Raw genomic sequence first — 6503 nt, forward strand, 5'->3', positions numbered from 1 at the left:
GCTAATTTATTGTTTTGGTTTTGATCAGCGCATTGAGTAAAAATATTACCTTTTAAACTATGCCGAACTCATTGCCAAATAAACTAAAAGTAGATCTAGGAATTTTCAGGGGATTTAGGGTGATAAGGTTCTATTTGATGAAAATTGTCCATATTAATAAACCATTTACCTTCTGGGGTTTGGTGAAAAATATCCACAAAACGGTACTGCCAACGAATATCTGCTCCCTCATAGGCATAACGACTGTGAATAGTTTGGGAAAAACTTTCATCTAAACCAGTGAAACTAATCCAAAGTTCTAACCTTTGTTGTTGATTGCTTACTTCTGAAAATCCATAAAGTGGGCTATTACTGTCTATCGGATGCATTATTAACCAACTCAAACCAAAAACCGGGGTGTGGGAGCGTAATAAGTTTAAATCATAAAAACGGCGCATTTTATGTCCTTCTTTGGTTTGTTCATCCTGAACTAAACTCACTCTAATTTGGGCTTCTAAAATACGATTATTTCGTTGGTTGGCAGCACGAAACATTAATGTTGGGATTTCTTCAAAGGGACAGACCACAGCGACTTCGCTAAATAAGACCCTAGAGGTAGGTTTAGCAAAACGTGAAAACATTAACCCTGTTAAAATGGCTAGACTTATCAGTCCGACAAAAATTTCTACACTGACAACGATTTGGGCGGCCACAGTTTTTGGATACATAGCACCATAGCCTACTGTCGAAAGGGTTTGAATACTAAAAAAAAATAAATCTAAAAATGATCCTGGTTTGGCATTAGCAATACTATCACCAGTTAAGGAAAAAATTAAGGCAAAAAAAACATTTAAACTGAAATAAAAAATCCCGATAGTCGCTAAAAATTTTGGCCAGGAAAGCACCAATAACCAATGATATAAATCTGTCACCATTGGTTGGATTTTTTTTTGCCTGGAATCCCCTGACTGAATCGGACGCAGATGCCGAATTGGATGAGTTACTGGCTTTAATTTATGGGATTTACCCCAGTGCCAAGGAAAGGAAAATTTCATCAAGACTTTTCAGCCATCATTGCTTCAATTAATGTTTAGAATAGGAGATCTTGTAAAGATTTGCTATGCAATCGCCATAGATCCACCAAACCACACACCAACCAGTGGCCATTTCAACCCTTAATTGTTCTGGTTAGCAACAAACCGATTAACCAGTTCAACATCAATATCTAATTCTTTGGCAATTTCGGCAATTGTAAGACCTAATTTTTTCAACAGGGGTATGGTTTCCAATTTCCCCTCCAGTTTGCCCTTGAGTATGCCTCGTTGTTCCCCTTCCTCTAAAATTTCTTGATAGACAGCGGATTCCTTCATGATTTCACTCCTTAAAATCGTTTTGATAATCTCAGGGGATAGCAGAATTCCTCCAAAAACTGAAGTTGCTGCCATGAGATTTGCCTTAACTCGATTATCCTCAATCTGTTCCAATGCAGTCGCCACTTCCCTCAATTTTAATGTAGGGTCAGAGGTCTGCGTCAATACCGCTAGGGGCAATAGCCCTGGACTTTGGAGAAATGTCTCCGATGGTTGCTCCCAAAGCCGAATCGCTTGATAACGATGCACAGTCTCCCCCAACTGGAAACTATCCTGATAAACCAAGTCATTGTTACTACGTTTTAGATAGATAACGAATTGGTGCATCGTCTTCTGGGGAAAACGGCGGTAAACCCTTACCCGATAGTCCAACATCCGAAAGCCCATGGTGGGGTCGGGTTCGGTTTGGAATTCCAGATGTAAAACCAAGTCTTCCGATTGCTCCAAAATTAGGGAGTCAGCGCGAATTGGTTCCAGGGATAATTCCGTCGGACTGAGCTTGGTCAATTTGATTGGTCGTCCCAGCAACCAGGCGGCATAGTCTTCGGAGAATGATTCGGCCAGAAATTTGCACAGATTATCAAACATACCCAAATTCTAAGGGCGATCGCCATAGGTCTTTATCGCTAAGTTTCCGTATAATCAATGGCTGTGGGGCAATAGCATAATTGAGAAAAGCATGAAAGCTACTGTATATATTGCAACAAGTGTTGATGGCTTCATCGCACGTAACAATGGTGGTATTGATTGGCTGCCTAGTGCAGGAGACACAGATAGCAGTGAAGACTACGGGTATCAGGAATTCATTGATTCAGTAGATGCGCTTGTCATGGGGCGGAATACTTATGAGTTGGCATTATCCTTCGATTCATGGCCTTATGGTGAAAAGCCAGTATTTGTTCTAAGTAGTCGGAAAGTTGACATCCCTGAAGACATTACAAAAATAGTTGAGTCTATGAGCGTGCCTCCGCGAGAAGTAGTTTGTCGTCTATCAAAACGTGGATTTCAGCATTTATACATTGATGGCGGAAAGACGATTCAAGGGTTTCTTAGTGAAGGCTTGATCCAGCAATTAATTATTACTAAAGTGCCAATTCTCATAGGTGAAGGAATTCCACTTTTCAGTGCGCTTCCTCACGATGTCAGATTACATCATCTTGAAACGCGACAGTTTGAAAACGGCTTGGTGCAAAGCAAATATAAGGTCATTGAGGATATCGCATAACAAATTTAAATGCAGTGGACAGAAAAAAGCCATGGATGATGACCTAAAAACATCTGCTACTGCCTTATTTTGTCAATCAAGTGCTATCACCATCAAGCAGACCGGCCATCCTAACTATGAATCCCCAACTTTCAGCAACAATTACTAGGGGTTTAACGGCGATCGCCTAACGCTGGATTTGCTCGTACACTACCCCAATCTGCCTAACAGGTTTTTGGGAGTAGATAGATATACGAAAAGTTTCTGTATAATCCTTAATTATCCCTGTCATCTACATGATTCTGTTAGTACCAAGAAAATTTGGAATCAAGCTGGATTGACGGTGACTATAACTTCATCGTTAGGCTAATTTCGGAAAAAATATGAAAGAAGACTTTGGTTTTACACATATTGCTCTATTTGCAAAAAATATTGACTTGAGCATTAGTTTTTACAACCGCTATGCAAACATGTCCATAGTACATGAGAGATTAGACAAAGATACTGGAAAGCGAGTTGTTTGGCTGTCTGATAAAATTCGTCCTTTCGTTTTAGTCTTAGTCCAAGACGAAAATCCAACACCCATCCTAGGCCCTTTTGCTCACTTAGGCATTGGTTGCAAGGACAAGAGCGAAGTTGATTACTTATGCGAACAAGCTAGACAGGAAGGAATATTAGCTAAAGATGCCACAGATTCTGGCTATCCTGTTGGTTATTGGGCTTTTATCAATGATCCTGATGGACACACTTTAGAAGTCTCATATGGTCAAGAAATTGGATTAACCATTGATAAGCCCGCTTAGGGCGCAGTGGCAAAGCCAGGTGGGCAAACAACTTTATCACCCGCGTCCGCTCAGTGCCGGCGTTGAATCAGAGAAATTAGAAACTCCTACCGATCGCCAAAAGTTCTTGTTGGTTACCCATAGGAGGCAAAGTCCGCCCAGCTAAAGCCCGGCTTTCTGTGGGGTCTATATTTAATGGCACCGTGGATTACCACCGTGCATTGAGGATGTTGTAGCCAATTTTTATAAGGGATATAAAGCACTCATAAATATCGACGTAAAAGTTGATATACAACTGCAATAATCAATCCTATCAAAGCTCCCATTGGGCCAAAGAAAAAGATTGAGGTCATTGCTAATTCCAAGGGCTTGTCCTGAACATTAGTAGAGAAATTATTGACAATGAAGATTCCAGCCGCAACACCAAGAGCATAGCCTGCCAATCCACCAATCAATACAATGCCTATAAATTTAAACATATTGATAGCTTCATTTAAGAGTGATGATTAATCCCAAAGGTCAGATCAAAAATCAAGATAGAGTCACCAATTTTTTCATACAAAATAACTATCTTAAATTGCCTAGCTTGTTAAGCATAATAGCTCCGAGGAATTCCCCTAGGACAAATTTCTGGACGACGGAATTCAAATTCCCCACACCAACCAATTTCAGATATAAGAGTTAGTAAAGATGGCTCATCAATCAAGGGAGTTAGATGTACAATATAAGTTAAAAGTTGATCACTTAGTTCCCCAATATAACCTTTGGATTGAAAAGTTTCTAACCATTGCGGTAAAATCTCTCCTGGCCGAGTGCGATAAAACCATTCTGTTAAGGGTTCGTTTTCTTCAAAATAAAAATCAACACTCATACTCGAAACATAGGCTAATACTTCCACTAAATAGTCCCCTTTTGGTACATCCAAGACACAAAAATAGTCAGTATAATCATTGATACCATTCCCAGCGATCACTCCTTCAAAATCCTCTGGGGAACCACCTCCACAAACCACTAATAATTTACCACAGGGAATTTTTAACTTGCTTTGAATGCGTCCAATCCATTCCTGTTCTTCAATAGGGGTTAAATCTCCTACTATAAAAATTGCCCCATCTAAGGCACAGTCCCCAGGAAAGAATAATGGTAAACAAATTCCTTCTTCTAAAAGCTGATTAATAACTTTTTCATCCCCATTTTGTAGAAGCTCTGGTAAGGTTTCTGGGGTTAATAAACTGCCACCAAAACTAGAGGAAGTGATGACATAAGATGGACCATCACAGAAAAAGTATTTTGGTAGAGGAAAATAGCACCGTTCAACAATCATAGAAAATTATTTGTAATTAAATTCTTTACCACGCTTAAAGCCCGACCCTTGTATTAATATTGTACGATGCTTTTTCCGGGCAAGGGTAAACTGCACCTTACTCCTGACCGGAATTCTGGAAAACCTACAGCAACCTATTGCTTTCCAATTTATCAGTCAAAAATTCCTCAAGGGAAACCAGATTGATTATGTGGCCTTGGAGGTTGGGAATGCCTGATCATTGACACCCAACAAATTGGCGATCGCCTCACCCTCACCGGCTCCCTCACAATCCACGGGGAAGACCGGAGCATTACCCGCCAGGCCACCGGCACGGAAGAGATTGATTGCAATAGCTACGGCGATCCAAGCTCCAATGCGGAGGCCATGGCCCTGAGAAGATGTTGCGCCAAGTTTGGCCTGGGCCGCGACCTGTGGCGGAAAGACAAACCCCAACCCCTCAAGATGGAACAACGGCAACAGCAGGAAAAACAACCCGTTCTAACCCCTGGCACTATCTCACGGGAAGAATGGCTCAAGAGAAAGGCGGGAAAGGCTAGATAACTTACAAATTTTTTTGATATTGGGTCGCCTTGAGGCGAGAATTACGACAAAATCCAAACGAATTTAAGCAACTTCCATCATAGGGGCCTTTAACTTAGCCTCAGCCACCCTATCACCAACTACCTTTAGCAACACTGCCAATTCGGTAGAATCCATTGAATCAACCAAAGTACGGATAGTGGGACGACCAGCCACTGCTAGCCAATATTGATCAGCAAACCCCGGATAAAGTCTATCAGTAGCATTAATGAAATCTAAAAGTGTCTGCAAATTCGGAGATTTACCACCGCATAACAATTTTGACAGATGTGATTGGGGCTTACCCGCTTCTTGACAAACTTCTGTCTGCCGAATTCCTTGCTCACTCAATTTGACCTTAAAAATTTTTACTAGATCCCTGTCATCCATAGTTACCTTCTGATATAAAGTTAGGAAGTGGTTTTACATGGGAAAATATATTATTATCCCTGCGGATCCACTCTAGCATATAAAAAAAGCGGGAAACTCATCACAGTCTCTCGCTCAATGTTCAAATCAAAAAAATTCTATGACTCCATTGTACAAGTTATTTATCGACAAAGTCCTGATAACAGGACTCCCCAAGTCCTACGGTGGCATTTCCATAAACTCAACATCGCGCCGCCTAGAAAATTTATGGAGGAGCGCCATTTCACAGAACAAGACCATTAAGCCAACATCAACAAAACCAAAGATACCCCAGAAATTCATCTATGAGTGGGATTGATGGAATTTATGAGTTTTTGTATATCAAGGCACGTTCTTCCCCTAGCTGTTCAGGTAAACAGTATCTAATTTATTTAGCATAGATTTACCCTAAATCTTTATACCTGCAACTATACACTTTCAAGACCTAATTGCATCAATCAGATCAGCGCCTTATCTCCGTAAATCCACGCAAATAGACCTCAAATTTGCCAAAAATAGCTCAACGCTGAAAATCAAATTGCAATTTAGGAACTTATTTCCACAGTTTTTATCCTTTATCCACCCTACCCAAATAAAAAAAGGCGAGGGGTCTGAACCACCCACCGCCAAAAAATTTCAAATACTATGACTCAATTCTACAAGCTAACAACCGAAACTATCCATGAGGTAATCGCCGCCGATTTACCAAAGTCCGCCCACAAGCTCTGGCTATGGGTTTGTGAACTCGACCCCTTTGGCGATCGCCAGGTGCAGATCACTTGGGAAAGGGCCAAGGAAGTCCTGGGCATCGGCAAGACTACTTTCTATCGTGCCCTAAATCAATTAGTTGATGCAGGGTTACTATTTAGCCACAG

General features: G+C 40.9%; 8 protein-coding genes and 1 pseudogene. 3 read left to right on the top strand and 6 right to left on the bottom strand.

Going from position 1 to position 6503, the window contains the following annotated elements:
• Positions 1-95: 95 nt before the first annotated feature.
• Both H6G46_RS17920 and H6G46_RS17925 read right to left on the bottom strand, forming a co-directional pair.
• On the bottom strand, positions 96-1034 hold the full coding sequence (locus H6G46_RS17920; protein ID WP_011153615.1) for an ion channel: 939 nt from the start codon (positions 1032-1034) through the stop codon (positions 96-98).
• A gap of 120 nt (positions 1035-1154) precedes the next feature.
• Positions 1155-1937, bottom strand: a complete 783-nt coding sequence (locus tag H6G46_RS17925) for an Rpn family recombination-promoting nuclease/putative transposase (protein ID WP_011153614.1) — start codon at positions 1935-1937, stop codon at positions 1155-1157.
• A gap of 91 nt (positions 1938-2028) precedes the next feature.
• Here H6G46_RS17925 and H6G46_RS17930 point away from each other — a divergent pair, with 91 nt between their 5' ends.
• Together H6G46_RS17930 and H6G46_RS17935 are read left to right on the top strand one after the other, a co-directional pair.
• The gene (locus H6G46_RS17930) at positions 2029-2574 is read left to right on the top strand and encodes a dihydrofolate reductase family protein (protein WP_011153613.1); all 546 of its coding nucleotides are present in this window, start codon (positions 2029-2031) and stop codon (positions 2572-2574) included.
• 362 nt (positions 2575-2936) lie between these two features.
• Positions 2937-3356, top strand: a complete 420-nt coding sequence (locus H6G46_RS17935; RefSeq protein ID WP_011153612.1) for a VOC family protein — start codon at positions 2937-2939, stop codon at positions 3354-3356.
• A 242-nt stretch (positions 3357-3598) separates the two neighbouring features.
• Here H6G46_RS17935 and H6G46_RS17940 read toward each other — a convergent pair whose 3' ends face one another.
• The 4 genes from H6G46_RS17940 to H6G46_RS17955 form a co-directional block, all read right to left on the bottom strand.
• Positions 3599-3814, bottom strand: a complete 216-nt coding sequence (locus H6G46_RS17940) for a hypothetical protein (protein ID WP_011153611.1) — start codon at positions 3812-3814, stop codon at positions 3599-3601.
• 110 nt (positions 3815-3924) lie between these two features.
• The gene (locus H6G46_RS17945; protein ID WP_011153610.1) at positions 3925-4659 is read right to left on the bottom strand and encodes a hypothetical protein; all 735 of its coding nucleotides are present in this window, start codon (positions 4657-4659) and stop codon (positions 3925-3927) included.
• A 186-nt stretch (positions 4660-4845) separates the two neighbouring features.
• Entirely contained in the window at positions 4846-5112 is a 267-nt protein-coding gene (locus H6G46_RS17950; protein WP_158299050.1) for a hypothetical protein, read from the bottom strand.
• Between the two features lie 153 nt (positions 5113-5265).
• Positions 5266-5610 (bottom strand): helix-turn-helix transcriptional regulator, encoded by a 345-nt coding sequence (locus H6G46_RS17955; protein WP_011153608.1) that lies wholly within the window; start codon positions 5608-5610, stop codon positions 5266-5268.
• Between the two features lie 663 nt (positions 5611-6273).
• On the opposite strand from H6G46_RS17955, the pseudogene H6G46_RS17960 reads away from it, so the two are divergent.
• Positions 6274-6503 (top strand): annotated as a pseudogene (locus H6G46_RS17960) (hypothetical protein); the annotation flags it as partial.

The organism is Synechocystis sp. FACHB-908, assembly GCF_014698595.1.
GTDB lineage: Bacteria > Cyanobacteriota > Cyanobacteriia > Cyanobacteriales > Microcystaceae > Synechocystis.

What these genes read in the sequence shown, in the direction of transcription:
- H6G46_RS17920 (WP_011153615.1), bottom strand. Translation starts at nt 1,034, where the DNA reads ATGAAATTTTCCTTTCCTTGGCACTGGGGTAAATCCCATAAATTAAAG.
- H6G46_RS17955 (WP_011153608.1), bottom strand. Translation starts at nt 5,610, where the DNA reads ATGGATGACAGGGATCTAGTAAAAATTTTTAAGGTCAAATTGAGTGAG.
- H6G46_RS17940 (WP_011153611.1), bottom strand. Translation starts at nt 3,814, where the DNA reads ATGTTTAAATTTATAGGCATTGTATTGATTGGTGGATTGGCAGGCTAT.
- H6G46_RS17945 (WP_011153610.1), bottom strand. Translation starts at nt 4,659, where the DNA reads ATGATTGTTGAACGGTGCTATTTTCCTCTACCAAAATACTTTTTCTGT.
- H6G46_RS17930 (WP_011153613.1), top strand. Translation starts at nt 2,029, where the DNA reads ATGAAAGCTACTGTATATATTGCAACAAGTGTTGATGGCTTCATCGCA.
- H6G46_RS17925 (WP_011153614.1), bottom strand. Translation starts at nt 1,937, where the DNA reads ATGTTTGATAATCTGTGCAAATTTCTGGCCGAATCATTCTCCGAAGAC.
- H6G46_RS17935 (WP_011153612.1), top strand. Translation starts at nt 2,937, where the DNA reads ATGAAAGAAGACTTTGGTTTTACACATATTGCTCTATTTGCAAAAAAT.